The sequence below is a fragment of the Planomonospora corallina genome, from assembly GCF_042650625.1.
GTDB classification, from domain to species: Bacteria; Actinomycetota; Actinomycetes; order Streptosporangiales; family Streptosporangiaceae; genus Planomonospora_B; species Planomonospora_B corallina.
Genome location: NZ_JBHSBM010000042.1, coordinates 1 through 12,794, shown reverse-complemented (window position 1 = coordinate 12,794; position 12,794 = coordinate 1). Strand labels below are relative to the sequence as shown.

The window sequence follows — 12,794 nt, the reverse complement described above, 5'->3', positions numbered from 1 at the left end:
CATGTCCCGGAACAGCAAAAGAGGCCCCGTAGGGCCTCTCAGCTGCCGTTAAGGCTGGTGGCAGGTGATGGGTTCGAACCATCGTAGGCTGAGCCGACGGTTTTACAGACCGTTCCCTTTGGCCACTCGGGCAACCTGCCTTGCCATCCGCTTGCGGCGGCGACAGGAAGAAGAATAGCGGACTTCCGGACGTGACGTGACATCGGCGGCGCCGATCCTTCGCCACCCCGGTCCACCAGGGCCTTCTCTCCCCGTACCCGCACTCCCAGACGGCCCGTGCGATACGGCGGCCGTACGGGCTCCAGGTCCGCTCCGCCCCTCTTCCCGGAGCGTCACCGGGATGGCGGCGATCACTTCATCATGGGCTGACAGGCAAGACGCTAGGGTCGTCCAGAGACCTAGGGAGGACAGTCGACGCATGGCCGACAGCAGTTTCGACATCGTCAGCAAGATCGACCATCAGGAGGCCGACAACGCGCTGAACCAGACGGTCAAGGAGATCGGGCACCGGTTCGACTTCAAGGGCACCGGCGCGGCCATCTCGTGGTCCGGCGGCCAGAAGGCCGTCGAGATCAGGGCCAACAGCGAGGAGCGCGCCAACGCCGTCCTCGACGTGTTCAAGGAGAAGCTGATCAAGCGCGGCCTCTCCCTGAAGATCCTTGACGCGGGCGAGCCCAAGCTGTCCGGCAAGGAGTACCGGCTCATGGTCGACCTCAAGGAGGGCATCGACCAGGAGAACGCCAAGAAGATCTCCAAGATCATTCGCGACGAGGGCCCGAAGGGCGTCAAGGCCCAGATCCAGGGTGACGAGCTGCGGGTGAGCTCCAAGAAGAAGGACGAGCTCCAGGAGGTCATCTCCATGCTCAAGGGCAAGGACCTGGACATCGCCCTGCAGTTCACGAACTACCGTTAACCAGATGGGTGATCATGGCTCTGAGCTGCGCGTTCAGAGCCGCGCCTATGTGGGAGGGCACATCCGGGGCACACGGCCGAGGGCGCTGTCCACCAGGGCACGCGTCCTCTCCTGTGCCTCGGGCCACTCCCCCACGTAGGTGTTGAGCGTGACCGTGGGCGTGCTGTGCCCGAGCGCGAGCTGAACGGTCTTCACGCTCGCTCCCCGGTGGATCAGCAGGGTCGCGAAGTAGTGCCGCAGCACGTGCAGCCCGGTCCCCTTCGGGATCCCCGCCACGCGGGCCGCCGGCGCCCAGATGTGCGCCCAGGTCGACCGGTGGACCGGGAGCAGCATGTTCGTGGTGAACAGCAGCCGGGCCGTACGACGGCGCGGGTTGCGGGGATCGGTCTCGTCGTCCACCTCGATCTCGACCGGCTCGAACCGCTTCAGGTGCACAGCCAGGGCCGAGCAGACCACCTCGGGGAGTTCGACGGTCCGCATCGACGTCCTGGTCTTCGGCGGCCCCAGGTACGGCGAGCGCCCGCCGACCGACACCAGTTGCTGGCTCACGTCCACCTCACGGCGCTTGAGGTCGACCTGGTCGAGCTCCAGGCCGAAGACCTCACCGCCGCGGAGCCCGCAGCCCGCCGCCAGGTAGACCACCGCCGCGAAGCGCGGAGGCAGTGACTCGGCGAGGATGTGCACCTGCTCCGGCGTCGGGATGAACTGGCGCCGCTCCTCCGCGCTCGGCAGCCGGACGCCGAGGCACGGCGAGACGCTGATGACCCGGTCGGCGACGGCCGCGGCGAAGAACGAGGCGAGGTTGCTGTAGACCACGCCCAGCGTGGACGGGGCCAGCACCTGGGAGCGGTCCTTCACCCACGCGCGGATGTGTGACGGCCGCACCTGGGCCATCCGGAGATGGCCGAGGATCGGGTCCACGTGGAGCCGGAACACCCGGTCCATCCGCTCACTCGTCGAGCCGCGGTGCAGCAGGTGAGCCCGCCACTTGGCCGCCGCGTCCTTCACCCGCTCGCGACCGGCCGCCATGTCGAGGGAGACGCCCTTGTCGATGTTGGCCTTGGTCTCGGCGTCGAAGCTCTCCGCGTCGCTCTTCTTCGTGAAGTTCCGCTTGCGCTGCTCTCCCCGGTCGTCGCGCCACCGGACCTGCCACCTCTCGCCGGTCCCGTGCACGTTCGTGGGGACGCGCCGGTGCTCCTTGCAGGTCGGCTCACCGGGCTTGGGGCGGGACTTGTGCCACCGGTCGTAGACGGTCATATCTGCTCCCGGACCCAGGCGTGCACATCCTCGGGGAGGTAGCGCAGATACTTGCCGATCCGCCGGCCGGGCGGCCCGATCTTCTTGTAGCGCCACTGGTAGAGGGTCCCGACCGGCACGCCGAGGTACTCGGCGACCTCCTCCACCGTCCAGAGCCGGTTCATCGTCCTCATCGCGGGCCTCCGGGATCGGCCAGGGGGACGCCGGTCAGCGCGGCGGCGAGGAGCGCGTCACCGGGGGCCAGGCCCTTGCCCGCGTACTCCCATTCGGCGACGACGAGCACGGTTTCCTCATCGAAGAGCGGAAGCCGCCCGGTGCTGATCTCCTCCTCGCGGACGAAGGTCTCCCGGTCGGCGCGGATGTCCCCGAGGGTCGTGGAGTAGTTCCGGGAGCGGGTGGAGAAGTGGCCGCGGAAGCCCAGCATGTGCGCCCACTGGGTCAGCCGAAGGTCCGCCAGGCCGTCGAGGGCGCCCAGGCGGAAGCACTCGGTGATAAGCCGCCGGGCGTGCTCCCGGATGGGCAGGGCCGCCAGGTCGTCGAGGGGACTGACGCGCCGGTCGAGGGTGCCGACGCACTCGGCGGCCTTGGTGGCGTACTTGGCGATGTAGCCGGCCACGGCCTGTTCGGTCAGTTCCCCGCCCATGGTGATCGGGCGGATGTCGAGCTGAGCGCCCCAGCGCAGCACCCGGGCGGGCTCGTCGGCGACGGCCGGAACCGGCACGGAGACAGCCGAGGCGGCGTGCCGTACGGCGTCCGCCAGGGCATCAGCCGTCGCCCAGGCCGGAGGCGGAGAGGCAGGACCGTCCGGGCCGTCGAGACGGATGACGGCATGGAAGTGGATGACGCCGCGCCGCTGGTACTCGGCGACCTTGGCGAAGGCGATCGTGAGCTGCTGGCGGAGTTCCCGCAGGGTCAGCCCGCCGAGCTTGGCGACGCGGCGGCGCAGGGCGTCGGTGAAGTACCGCCAGAGCTGGGAGGCGAGAGCGTTGAACAGAACCGAGCCCGCGTAGTCGTAGCAGTCCGGGCAGAGCGGTTCGCCGAGGCAGGCGTCCTCGGTGCCGTGGCGGGCGGTGCAGGACATGACCCGCCCGTGCGGGCAGGTCTCGGCGTCGCGGCGAGCATGGCACGGCAGGGCCTTGCCGTTCTTCTCCCGCCGGGCGTGGACGACGCCGAAGGACGGGGCGGTGAGGGTGACGAACAGGCACGGGTGGGCGGTGACGGTCTCGGGCACGCCCTTGCCGCCGGCCAGGCCCGCGCGGATGAGTTGGTAGGTGTCGGCGCGGTAGACCTCGGCGCAGGCCGGGCAGCGGGAGGCGCGGCGGGTCTTGCACGGCACGCGGAGCACGCCGCCGGGTTCGGTGCGGGTGGTGTAGCGGTGGAGCAGTTCGCCGGTGGCCCGGTCGATGTGGTCGACCTTGCCGCGCAGGTGGATCGGCTGTCGGCAGCCGCCGGTGGCGCGGATCTGGGCGGCCCACCGGGCGTAGTCCGGATCGTGCAGGCGGGTGATCATGCCGCGGATCGCGTGCGGGTTGAGCGCGGGTACGGGCAAGATGGAGACCTCCTTTCACTCGTCGGGGTGCAAAGGGGATGGCCCCCGACCTGGCAGGCGTCTTGGCGGATGTACGGCCAGGCCGGGGGCGCCGACGACTCAGCAGAAGCCGAGGCCGTCGCACAGGCGGCAGGTGCCGCCGAGGGAGTCGAGTCCGGTGCCGCCGCAGTCGCAGCAGCGCCAGCGTTGAGGTGCAAGCGGTCCGGGCGGGTCCTGCTCGGTCTCGTCCATGCGGGTCACCTCCTTTCCCGGGGTGCGGTGTCGACGTAGACCAGCCAGTGGCGGGGCTGACTGCGATTGGGGTAGGCCCGCGAGACCGTCGCGACGGTGAACAGCTCCCGCAGGCGCAGCAGGGCATCGGTGATCTCGGCGCGGGTGCCGTCGAGGCGGATGCGCATGGTGGTCCCTCCTTTCCGGATCAGGCGGCCTGCAGGGTGCGCAGCAGGTCGGTGGCGAGCTGGTCGGAGACGCCCAGCCGGGCGCGCAGCAGCTCGGGTGTGATGGGTGCGCCGTGCTTGGCGTGGTGCTCGTCGGCCACGCGACGGGCGAAGGTGATCAGGGCCGGGGAGGGACCGGCCGCGAGTTCGGGGCCGTCATCGGTGGCCGGGGCGAGTTCGGGCATCGGCGACGTCGGGACGGGCGTGGCCGAGGCGGTGACCGTCACCGGGGCCGGTGCGGGACGGGAGGCGGCGGCGCGGCGTTCCAGCATCGAGACCGCGATGAGGAACGCCCCGGCGGGGGTGGCGGCGACCAGCCAGCCCCACACCGAGGGTTCGGCTTGGTGGAGGTTGGCGGCCAGGGAGAGCACGACCCCGCCGGCCAGCACCAGCGTCGGCCAGGAGACCGGCCCGGAGCGGACGCGGCCGGTTGTGGCGTCGCGCTGGCGCTCGCGGGCGGCCATGACGCAGGTCAGGTCGACGCAGACGGCCACGGCCCAGGCCATCCAGCCGGTCTGCCCGTGCTCGCTGGCGGTGTCGTGGATGTGGGTGAACGATCCGGCACCCGCGATGGCGGCCAGGACGAGGACCGGCCCGGAGTCGAGCAGCCAGCAGGCAAGGCGTCGCATCGTGTCCCCCCTTTCTGATCAGGTCAGGTCGGTTCGGTGGTTCAGGCGTCGATGAGTTCGGTCAGGTCGGCTTCGGTGATCTCCGCGCCCTGGGTGCCGGAGGTGATCTCCTCCCATGGCGGGGTGAGGTCGGCGTACATGCGGGCGGCGTGTTCGGCCGCGTGCTCGGAGACGTAGAAGGAGCGCGCGCGGTACCACTGGCCGTCCTGGGCGGCCACGATCGCCACCCCGGGTGTCTCGGCGGGGATGGCGCGGGCGGAGACGAGGGCGGCCGGGTCGAGGTCGCCGAGGGTCATGGTCGCGGTCTCCGGGTCGTTGACCCGGTGGCAGATCCGGCCCGAGCACTGGGCGCGCAGCGCGGTGACGCCGGGGCCGAGGTCGGAGCCGATGCGCTGGCCGCAGCAGAACAGGTAGATGCCGAAGGCCCGCCCGAGCTGCGCGACCCGCAGCAGCGCGGTGGAGGTCTTGGCGATCTCGTCTTTCTCGCTCTTGTCGGCCATCAGGTACAGCTCGGCGAGTTCGTCGACCAGGACCACGACCGGCACCGGCCGCACGCCGGGCGGAAGCTGCCAGATGTTGCGCGCCCCGGCCTGACGGCACAGGCCCATCCGGTCGGCCATCAGCGCCACCAGGTCATCCAGCAGCCCGACGCACTCGGTCCGGGACGTGGCCAGGGCCGACAGCCGAGGTGCGTACGGGGTGAACTCCACGCCGCCCTTGAGGTCGAAGCCGACCAGGGCGACCGGCTGCGGAGCCAGGCCGACGATGAGCGCGTTGGCGAGGTTCGACTTGCCGGACTGCGTGGCCCCGGCGTTGAGCCAGTGCGGGACGGTGCGGAAGTCGATCTCCCACGGTTTGCCGGTCTCCAGCCGTCCCACGGTGACCTTCAGCAGCTCCGAGGACGGCGGGATCTTGTCCACCCGCACGAGCGGATCGCGCATGGTGGCGGCCAGTACGGCCCGGCCGGGCCGGGGCGAGGAGACCCGGACCGCGTGCACCCGCCAGGAGTGGGCGAGCCGTTCGGCCGTCTGGGCGTAGTCGTCGGGGATCTGCCCCTCCAGCAGGTGGACCGTCACCCGCCAGCCGTACCGGGTCGGCCGGGGCAGCCACATCCACGGCTTGGTGTCGACCGCGATCCGCTGGAAGCGGCGGCGGACCTTGACCATGCCGGTGGAGGCGACCGCGTTGGGGACCAGGGTGAACCACCAGCGGTGGCGCTTTGTGGTCAGGCCGCAGCCGAGGGCGACCTTGCGCCAGGTGGTGCGGATGCTGATGGCCATGAGCGGATAGCCGACCACCAGCCAGAAGGACCGGTAGTGCCAGCGCCGCCAGGCCCACAGGCCGGCCACCGCGACGGCCAGGACCACGAAGACGTCGAGGAGTCTCAGCAGCAGGTCATCACGCAAGGGCGCTCACCTCCACCGGGACGATCGAGGCGGCCCGGTAGCTGATGCCCCACCGCACTTCACCGCCTCGGCTCTGCTCCCACACGAAGCCGACCAGGTCGACCGGGCAGACGGGCATGCCGAGAGTGACGGGCGGCTCTCCGGAGGTGTTGACGCGGATCAGTTCGATGCGGCCGGCGCTGTTGATGGCCGACAGGGCGACCTCGTAGACGGGGGTGCCGTTCTTGTCGGTCTTGATCTCGCCGGTGTCCTTGTTGAGCAGGCGGGGGCGGGGTGCGGCGACGCAGACGAACTGCAGCTTGGTCGTGTCGACCGGGATCGGGATGTTGCGCATGGCGGGTGACCTCCTTATTCGTCGTAGTCAACATAGTTAACCTAGTTGGCTGGGTTGTCAATGTTCTCAAGGTTGGCTTGGTTCCGCGGCTGTGCTGAACTAGAGGGCAGACGACGCGGCGGAAGAGGGACGGATGGTCAAGCACACCGGGCGGCCCGGCTACTTGCAGATCGCCGACGATCTGCGGGAGCAGATCCGCACGGGTGCGCTCGCGCCCGGTGCCCCGCTGCCGTCCACCGCCCAGTTGGCCGAGCGGTACGACGCCTCGCTGAGCGTGGTGAAGATGGCCGTCGGGATCCTGCGGAACGAGGGCCTGGTCGTCGGCCAGCAGGGCAAGGGCGTGTTCGTCCGGGAGGACGCCGCGCCGGCCCCGCCGCCCGCCGACGAGATCACCGAAATCCGCCTCACGCTGCGCGAACTGTCGGAGCGGCTGACGCGGGTCGAGGCCGAGCTGAAGGAACGCCGGTAGCCCGGCAGCCGGTCACCCGGCGGGCCAGGCCCGCCGCGCGGGTCGGAGGAGCGGCGGCCAGGTTCATCCGCCGGTCCTCCTGACGCATCCCGACCATGACGAGCACATAGCCGACGAACACGGCCGCCCCGAGCACGAGACCGATGATCAGAGGGATCGCGGTCACGTCCAGATCACCCCCGCCTCGGCCAGGCCCCGCGGGCGACCGGCCGGCCGCCGGGTCTCGCCGCGCCGCCTGCCCGCCTTGCGCTGCCTGGTCGTACGGCGCAGCCAGCGCGCCAGGGCGTGGCACTTGCGGCAGAGCGTCTGGCCCTCCTCCAGGGCCGCGCCGCAGTCGCAGGCCGGTCCGTCGTCCAGCGGGAAAATCAGGTCGATCATCGTTGTTTCTCCTTTCGCCGATTCCGTGTGGTGCGGTGTGACACGAGAATCCGGTGAAAGGGCGGGACGAGATCACTACAGGACGGGACATGTTCAGGACGTCCGGTCTACGATTGCCAGGTCCCTGGACGTCCCCTCTGGTCAGGTGAAATGCCGAACGAGCGACTGCGCGCGGCCCTTCTGGAACGAGGGGCGACGGTGGCCGAGCTGGCCGAGTCCATTCAGGTCGACCCGAAAACGGTGGAGCGGTGGATCACCAAGAACCGCACGCCGTACCGAAAGCACCGTTTTGCTGTGGCTTCGTTCCTGCGGATGGACGAGGCGTACCTGTGGCCGGAGGCCCTGACGCCCGAGCAGGCCGCAGCCGTGGCGGAGAGCGAGATCGTCACGGTCTACCCGCACCGCTGGGCCGTCCCCCGGGACGCCTGGGGACGTCTGTTCGCACAGGCCGAAGAAGAGATCGGCGTGCTCGTCTACAGCGGCATCTTCATCGCCCAGGACACCGGCATCATGCGGATGTTCGCCGAGAAGGCCGCCGCCGGAACGCGGGTGCGCATCCTGCTCGGCGATCCCGACTCGGCCGAGGTCGCCCAGCGTGGCGAGGACGAGGGCGTCGGCGACGGCATGGCCGCGCAGATCAGGACCGCCCTGGTGCTGTACCGGCCGCTGCTCGGCGTCGACGGCCTGGAGGTACGGCTCCACGCCACGACGCTCTACAACTCCATCTACCGCGGGGACGACCGGCTCCTCATCAACACCCACATCTACGGCAAGTTCGCCGCCGACGCCCCGGTCATGCACCTGCGCAAGGTCGTCGGCGGGGACATGGTCTCCACCTACCTCGACAGCTTCGAGACCGTGTGGGCGAAGGCCACTCTCGTAAGCTCCTGATCATGGCCCGCCGCATCGACTTCTACGACGACCCCGCCGCACCCGCACCCAACAGCCTCGTGCCGTCGGTCAACGTCGTGGTCACCAACGACGCGGGCGAGATCCTGATGATCCGCCGCAGCGACAACGACAACTGGGCGGTGCCCGGCGGCGCGATCGACCTGGGCGAGTCCCTGCCCGAGGCGGCGATCCGGGAGACGCTGGAGGAGACCGGCGTCCGGTGCGAGATCACCGGCATCGTCGGCACCTACACCGACCCCAAGCACGTCATCCTCTACACCTCCAACGGCGAGGCCCGGCAGGAGTTCTCCATCGTGCTCACGGGCCGCGCCGTCGAGGGCGAGCCGACGCCGAGCGACGAGTCCCGCGAAGTGCGCTGGGTGCCACGCCAGGAGGTCGAGACGCTGACGATGGACCGGTCGATGCGCCTACGGATCGGCCACTACCTGGCCGGCCGAGCGATGCCGTACATCGGCTGAGCCCTCCTTGATCGCGCTGCCGTACGGTAGGCCCCATGAGCGCCTCTGACGCCCCCCGCTACCCCTGGCTGGATCTTCTCCACACCGTCAACCGCGTGGTCCATGGAAGCCCTGAGTGGAGTCTGCCTTCCCGGCCGCCGGGGCCTATCAGCCCTCAGCAGATGGCCGAACAGCGTCCCCCTGAGTGGCTGGGCATGGATGGCGCCGGCGAAGCCGAGATCGTGCAACACGAAGAGCGCCTCGGTATCCGTCTGCCGCCGAGCTACAGGGAGTTCCTCCAAGTCACTAACGGCTGGGATGAGGAGACCCGCTCCAGTCTCCGACTGCTGCCCATAGCCGAAGTCGGCTGGACCCGTGACGTCGACCCTCATCTTGCTGAGTCATGGGGGCCCAAGTCAGGTTCCCCAGCCGTCTCTGACGAGGACTATTTCACCTACGGTGCGGAGCAGGACCCGATTCACATCCGTGATGAATACATGCCTGGCACTCTCTGTATCGCCGAGTACCTCGAAGGCCAGGTCTACCTGCTCAACCCGCATGTCATCACGCCTGATGGCGAGTGGGAGGCATGGAACTTCGCCACCTGGTACCCAGGCGCATACCGTTTCCGGTCGTTCTGGGAGTTGATGGCGAACGACGTGTTCCGGGGCTACACCTCTTGACTATCGGCCCGTGTAGTTCTGCCGTGCCCGGAGAGCTGTCTCAACGGCTCCGACCGCGGCCAGAATGCACGGCGTCGATGCCGTGATCGATCGTGAGACGAGGTGCTCGGGGCCGTAGCGGGAATGGATCTCAGCCAGGCGCTCGGTGACGTCGAGGGGCACGCCGTCCGGACTGGTGGTCATGTCGCAGTAGGTCAGCGCCTCGACCAGCTCGGGGCGTTCCTGGTCGAACTCGCTCGTGAGCGCGTCGAAGAGGTCGCGGTTACGCGCCTCGTTGACCGCGCAGGTGTGGTGCGCGACCAGACGGCAGAGCCGGTCATCGGCTTTGATCACGTCGCGCAGGTAGCGCGCCCCGTCGAGCGGATGGAACCCGGTGTCGATGAGGTCGGGCGCATAGCCGATGTCATGCAGCCAGGCCGAGGCGATCAGCAGGTCTGCCTCTTCCCCGAGGATCGGCGCCAGCGATTCGGCCTTCGCGGCCACTCCCTGGGAGTGCGCCCAGCGGCGCGGCAACGGCTCTTCCAGGATGGTTCTGGCCAGCTCACGGGCCCATTCAGCTTGTCCCATGCGGTCACGATAAAGGCCGGACCCTGGGGGACTTCCAGAGTCCGGCCCGGGACGTCCTGAGACGTCTCAATCCCGGTCAGGCCGGACGAACCGGCCCTTCCCGTGCTCGGTGGCGATCAGCCCTTCCCGCTCCAGCTCCGCCAGGGCGTGACGGACGGTGTTGCGGGAGGCCCCGTGCCGACGGCGGAGCACGTGCTCACTCGGCAGCGCCGCCCCGGCGGCCAGCGTCCCGGCGCGGATCTGCTCGCGCAGGTCCCGGGCGATCACCTGGTAGCGGTACGCCGCCGCGGCGTGCCCGTCGCCGGCCACCACGCGGCCCTTGCCGGGCAGGGTGACGATCAGCCCTTCGTTCTCCAGGACGGCCAGGCCACGGCGGGCGGTGGTACGGGCCACGCGGAACTGCGCGCTGAGGGCCGCCTCGGAGGGCAGGGTGTTTCCCGGCGGGTAGGTGCCCGCGGTGATCTGGGCGCGGAGCCGGTCGGCGAGTTGCCGGTAGACCCGCCCGCCAGTCAGCCACCTGCTCTCTTGTTCAGGCATCGTGTCAGGAGCGGTAGGCGTTGATGATCCGGCTGAGGTCGAGGCCGAGCTCTCCCTGTTCGCCCTCGCGCCAGCCGGCCCGGGCCGCCTCGGCGATCCGGTCGGCCGCGGGGAACAGCTTGAGGCACGAGACCCGCTCGTCGTGGTGGTCGCCCCAGTAGAACCACTGGAACGGCAGGTGGAGGTAGACCCGGCGGGTACGGAAGGCGCTGTCGGTGACGTCCAGGCACGGCCGGTCCCTGTCATCGGTGATCAGAACCGCGATCACCTCCCGGTCCACCAGCTCGTTGCGCAGCGCGGTGAGCAGGTCGATCTGATAGGCCCGCTGGTTGGCTTTCACGGCACTCATGGAGACTCCCATCGCTGGAGGGTGGACCCGATGCGCAGGTGGGTCCGTGCCGATGAGCTTCGTTCGAAGGGCGGGACTTCCCCACCACGACTTAGGGACGTCTAGGGACGTCTCGTGTTACCGTCGCAGGCACCGACCCTGCTGCGGAAGGTGCGCCCCCTCATGAACGAGAACCTCCGTCACGCGCTCATCCGGGCGCGACTGCAACCCGTCGACATCGCCGCCCGCCTGGCGGTGGACCCCAAGACCGTCGCCCGCTGGATCAGCGGCCGGATCCCCTACCCCCGTCATCGTCTGGCGGTCGCCGACCTCCTCGGCGTGGACGAGGGCGAACTCTGGCCCGAGCAGGCCGGAGGCCGGCGGATGCTTCCCGGGGAGATCAAGGCGGTCTATCCGCACCGCTGGGCCGTACCGGCCGAGACCTGGCGCGGCTTCTTCCAGGCCGCGGGCAAGGAGATCGGCATCCTCGTCTACAGCGGCCTGTTCCTGGCCGAGGACGCCGGCCTGTTGCGCATCCTCACCGAGCGGGCCCACACAGGTGCCCGAGTCCGCATTATCCTGGGCGACCCCGACAGCCCGCAGGTAGCGGCCCGGGGAGTCGAAGAGGGCATCGGCGGTGACGTCATGGCCGCCCGCGTCCGCAACGCCCTGGCGCTCTACCAGCCGCTCCAAGAGGTCGAGAACATCGAGGTCCGGCTCCACCGTACGGTGCTCTACAACTCGATCTACCGCGCCGACGACGGCCTCTTGGTCAATCTCCACGCCTACGGCACCCGAGCCCCCGAGGCGCCGGTCATCTACCTGACCCGCACCGAGACCGACAATGCCGCAGTGACCTACCTCGACAGCTTCGAACGAGTCTGGGCGAGCACCGAACCAGCAGCCCACACGGCCTGAACGGCGTCCAACCAAGATCGAACGTAACTTATCTTCTCGACTTCAAGGGCGGCCCGCTCCGCGGCCCGCCCCGCGCTGGGCGGTCGCCGGCCGCGCTGCGGCTCTTCGGCCGGTCGCGGCCAGCGCCGCCACGCGCTAGCCGGCCAATAGCAAAACCAGTGGTCAGACGGACACAGGTGTCCACCGATACGCAGGTGGGTCAGTGCCAGTAGCACTTGCTCGGCCACGTCCAGGCGCAGCCGCCGAGATCAACGTCTGTGACGGTGTGCGCGGATCAGCTCGGCTAGGCGGACGAGGGAACATCAGGATCGCGGCGGGGTATCGCGGCAACGAGATACCCCGGTCGATACATCGGATCATGATTGACTTCTGTCCTACTGGGAGTCTCGCTCCACCTATGATGATCAGCACTATCAGCGTCCGGTCTTCATGCCCTCTCGCTAGCCGCCGGAGCATGGCATTGAAGAAACTAAACTTCATGAGACAAGTGAACCTTTTTCATCCCCGGGCGACCTCGTAGTTCTGCAGGACGGCGATGGCCTTGCACAGGTGCCCGGCCTTGCCGGGGCTGCAGCGGAGCCGCCGGAGGATGCGCCAGCTCTTGAGCTGGGCGTTGGCGCGCTCGCCGGGACCGCGTAGCCGGGCGTGGGAGCGGTTGGCCTGCTTCTGCGCGACGGGCTTGTTCCGGCCCTTGTACGGCGTGACGACCGGCCCTTCGGCGCCCTGGTAGCCCTTGTCGGCGAGGGTGACGATGCCGGCCCGCTCCAGCGCGCGCAGGATGCCTCAGATGCGGGCGGCGGTCAGATCATGCGTCTTGCCCGGCAGGGCGCCGGAAGTCCAGATGATCGTCCCGTCCGGGGAGGCGATTACCTGGATGTTCATCCCGTGCACGCGGTGCTTGGCCGAGTAGTAGGGCCGGTCGGCCCGTACGCGGTCGGTGCGGACGAGCATGCCGTCCAGGACCAGGTAGTGCAGTCCGTCCCGCCTGGCCTTGCGCAGGGCGTGGTCGAGTTTCGGGGAGCGGGCCGACAGCAGGCGCA

18 protein-coding genes, 1 tRNA gene and 1 pseudogene are annotated in these 12,794 nt (G+C 69.3%); 6 read left to right on the top strand and 14 right to left on the bottom strand.

What is annotated here, in order from left to right; genetic code table 11:
• Positions 1 to 55 precede the first annotated feature (55 nt).
• Positions 56 to 140, bottom strand: a tRNA-Tyr gene (locus ACFOWE_RS28520).
• Positions 141 to 418: 278 nt separating this feature from the next.
• Here ACFOWE_RS28520 and ACFOWE_RS28515 point away from each other — a divergent pair.
• Positions 419 to 913 (top strand): YajQ family cyclic di-GMP-binding protein, encoded by a 495-nt coding sequence (locus tag ACFOWE_RS28515; protein WP_377293226.1) that lies wholly within the window; start codon positions 419 to 421, stop codon positions 911 to 913.
• Between the two features lie 45 nt (positions 914 to 958).
• Here ACFOWE_RS28515 and ACFOWE_RS28510 read toward each other — a convergent pair whose 3' ends face one another.
• The 8 genes from ACFOWE_RS28510 to ACFOWE_RS28475 all read right to left on the bottom strand — a co-directional run bounded on the left by ACFOWE_RS28510 (position 959) and on the right by ACFOWE_RS28475 (position 6,525).
• Positions 959 to 2,170, bottom strand: a complete 1,212-nt coding sequence (locus ACFOWE_RS28510) for a tyrosine-type recombinase/integrase (protein WP_377293224.1) — start codon at positions 2,168 to 2,170, stop codon at positions 959 to 961.
• Positions 2,167 to 2,343 (bottom strand): helix-turn-helix transcriptional regulator, encoded by a 177-nt coding sequence (locus ACFOWE_RS28505; protein WP_377293222.1) that lies wholly within the window; start codon positions 2,341 to 2,343, stop codon positions 2,167 to 2,169. Before ACFOWE_RS28505 ends, ACFOWE_RS28510 begins: the two co-directional genes overlap by 4 nt.
• On the bottom strand, positions 2,340 to 3,719 hold the full coding sequence (locus tag ACFOWE_RS28500) for a replication initiator (RefSeq protein WP_377293220.1): 1,380 nt from the start codon (positions 3,717 to 3,719) through the stop codon (positions 2,340 to 2,342). The genes ACFOWE_RS28505 and ACFOWE_RS28500 overlap by 4 nt, the downstream gene beginning before the upstream one ends.
• A 99-nt stretch (positions 3,720 to 3,818) precedes the next feature.
• Positions 3,819 to 3,959: a hypothetical protein gene (locus ACFOWE_RS28495; RefSeq protein WP_377293218.1), complete on the bottom strand. Its 141-nt coding sequence runs from the start codon at positions 3,957 to 3,959 to the stop codon at positions 3,819 to 3,821.
• Complete coding sequence (locus ACFOWE_RS28490) at positions 3,956 to 4,117, bottom strand: DUF3970 family protein (protein WP_377293216.1); 162 nt, start codon at positions 4,115 to 4,117, stop codon at positions 3,956 to 3,958. Before ACFOWE_RS28490 ends, ACFOWE_RS28495 begins: the two co-directional genes overlap by 4 nt.
• A 20-nt stretch (positions 4,118 to 4,137) precedes the next feature.
• Positions 4,138 to 4,785, bottom strand: a complete 648-nt coding sequence (locus ACFOWE_RS28485) for a DUF2637 domain-containing protein (RefSeq protein ID WP_377293214.1) — start codon at positions 4,783 to 4,785, stop codon at positions 4,138 to 4,140.
• A 41-nt stretch (positions 4,786 to 4,826) separates the two neighbouring features.
• On the bottom strand, positions 4,827 to 6,191 hold the full coding sequence (locus ACFOWE_RS28480) for an FtsK/SpoIIIE domain-containing protein (RefSeq protein WP_377293212.1): 1,365 nt from the start codon (positions 6,189 to 6,191) through the stop codon (positions 4,827 to 4,829).
• Complete coding sequence (locus tag ACFOWE_RS28475) at positions 6,184 to 6,525, bottom strand: SCO3933 family regulatory protein (protein WP_377293210.1); 342 nt, start codon at positions 6,523 to 6,525, stop codon at positions 6,184 to 6,186. Before ACFOWE_RS28475 ends, ACFOWE_RS28480 begins: the two co-directional genes overlap by 8 nt.
• A gap of 133 nt (positions 6,526 to 6,658) precedes the next feature.
• On the opposite strand from ACFOWE_RS28475, the gene ACFOWE_RS28470 reads away from it, so the two are divergent.
• The gene (locus tag ACFOWE_RS28470) at positions 6,659 to 6,994 is read left to right on the top strand and encodes a winged helix-turn-helix domain-containing protein (protein ID WP_377293208.1); all 336 of its coding nucleotides are present in this window, start codon (positions 6,659 to 6,661) and stop codon (positions 6,992 to 6,994) included.
• Positions 6,995 to 7,156: 162 nt separating this feature from the next.
• Here ACFOWE_RS28470 and ACFOWE_RS28465 read toward each other — a convergent pair whose 3' ends face one another.
• Positions 7,157 to 7,372: a hypothetical protein gene (locus ACFOWE_RS28465; protein WP_377293206.1), complete on the bottom strand. Its 216-nt coding sequence runs from the start codon at positions 7,370 to 7,372 to the stop codon at positions 7,157 to 7,159.
• 150 nt (positions 7,373 to 7,522) lie between these two features.
• Here ACFOWE_RS28465 and ACFOWE_RS28460 point away from each other — a divergent pair, with 150 nt between their 5' ends.
• The 3 genes from ACFOWE_RS28460 to ACFOWE_RS28450 are packed head-to-tail and all read left to right on the top strand — an operon-like array spanning position 7,523 to position 9,404.
• Entirely contained in the window at positions 7,523 to 8,263 is a 741-nt protein-coding gene (locus ACFOWE_RS28460; RefSeq protein WP_377293204.1) for a helix-turn-helix domain-containing protein, read from the top strand.
• 2 nt (positions 8,264 to 8,265) lie between these two features.
• Complete coding sequence (locus ACFOWE_RS28455; RefSeq protein ID WP_377293202.1) at positions 8,266 to 8,742, top strand: NUDIX hydrolase; 477 nt, start codon at positions 8,266 to 8,268, stop codon at positions 8,740 to 8,742.
• 35 nt (positions 8,743 to 8,777) lie between these two features.
• Entirely contained in the window at positions 8,778 to 9,404 is a 627-nt protein-coding gene (locus ACFOWE_RS28450) for an SMI1/KNR4 family protein (RefSeq protein ID WP_377293200.1), read from the top strand.
• Here ACFOWE_RS28450 and ACFOWE_RS28445 read toward each other — a convergent pair whose 3' ends face one another.
• From ACFOWE_RS28445 to ACFOWE_RS28435, 3 genes are all read right to left on the bottom strand, one after another.
• Complete coding sequence (locus tag ACFOWE_RS28445) at positions 9,405 to 9,971, bottom strand: HD domain-containing protein (RefSeq protein WP_377293198.1); 567 nt, start codon at positions 9,969 to 9,971, stop codon at positions 9,405 to 9,407.
• A gap of 66 nt (positions 9,972 to 10,037) precedes the next feature.
• A complete protein-coding gene (locus ACFOWE_RS28440; protein WP_377293196.1) occupies positions 10,038 to 10,508 on the bottom strand; it encodes a GntR family transcriptional regulator in 471 nt (156 codons plus the stop codon).
• A gap of 4 nt (positions 10,509 to 10,512) precedes the next feature.
• Positions 10,513 to 10,857: a hypothetical protein gene (locus tag ACFOWE_RS28435; protein WP_377293194.1), complete on the bottom strand. Its 345-nt coding sequence runs from the start codon at positions 10,855 to 10,857 to the stop codon at positions 10,513 to 10,515.
• Between the two features lie 162 nt (positions 10,858 to 11,019).
• On the opposite strand from ACFOWE_RS28435, the gene ACFOWE_RS28430 reads away from it, so the two are divergent.
• The gene (locus ACFOWE_RS28430; RefSeq protein WP_377293192.1) at positions 11,020 to 11,754 is read left to right on the top strand and encodes a helix-turn-helix domain-containing protein; all 735 of its coding nucleotides are present in this window, start codon (positions 11,020 to 11,022) and stop codon (positions 11,752 to 11,754) included.
• Positions 11,755 to 12,252: 498 nt separating this feature from the next.
• Here the strand turns inward: ACFOWE_RS28430 and ACFOWE_RS28425 are convergent.
• Positions 12,253 to 12,794: pseudogene (locus tag ACFOWE_RS28425) on the bottom strand (transposase family protein); the annotation flags it as partial.